This is a genomic window from Arthrobacter sp. B2a2-09 (assembly GCF_027587375.1).
Taxonomy (GTDB): Bacteria; Actinomycetota; Actinomycetes; order Actinomycetales; family Micrococcaceae; genus Arthrobacter.
The window spans coordinates 1-786 of record NZ_JAMXIC010000075.1 but is presented as its reverse complement, the minus strand read 5'-3'; the positions used below and the strand labels follow the sequence as shown (position 1 = coordinate 786).

Genomic DNA, 786 nt, shown 5'->3' with positions numbered 1-786 from the left:
CGGTGGAAGGAGTCGGCGCCCTCGGCGATCAGTGCCCGGGCGATGGAGGGCGGGATCGGCCCGTATCCGTCCAGGATGGCCGGTTCGTCGGTGGCGCCCAGGAGGGACAGGACCGGGACGGTGATCAGGACCTGCGCCCTCGGGGACGGGACGCGCCCCACCGCGCCCCGTCCCATGCCGCTCACTCCCATGTTGCCCACTCCCACGCCGCCGTCGGGCATTCCGTCGGTGTTGTTGGTGAGGAGCCAGGTGGCGGTGATGTCGGCGCGGAGCTGGGCGAGGGTGCGTGTCTCGTGGGGGCCTTGGAGGGCGCGGGCTGCGGCGGTGGTCCGTTCCCAGATCCCGGCGGCGGTGGCTGCCGGGAGGTGGGCGGAGAGCCATGCCATGCCGTCACGGTCCGGGTGGTATTCGACGCGCCGGTCCTGGGCTTTTTTGGCGTGGCGTTCTTCGATGCCGACGGGGTGGTGGCGTTCGCGCCAGGTGCGTGCCTTGGCGCGGAACCGGGACGGGACGAGGTCCCCGGCGGGGCAGCCTCGGGCCGGGTTGGGTGTGTCGGGGTCCAGGAAGTGCGCTTCCAGGGCGGCTGTTCCGGCGGGGTCCAGGGCGTCGGATTGTTCGATGATGATCCGGGCGTGTTGCCAGGAGATCGTTCCGGACCGGAGGGCGGCCAGGGTCAGCGGCAGCGTGGTCAGGGCCTGGGATTCGGACAGGAGGGCCGCGGCGGTTCGTTCGCTGATGGTCAGGACGCAGGCGACCTCGGCGACCAGGGCAAGCTCCTGGGCGGTG

The 786-nt window shown here is 72.0% G+C and carries 1 protein-coding gene; it reads right to left on the bottom strand.

What is annotated here, in order from left to right; all coding sequences use genetic code 11:
* The coding region (locus NFJ07_RS25575; protein ID WP_269998908.1) for a DUF222 domain-containing protein at nucleotides 1-786 on the bottom strand (786 nt) is incomplete at both ends.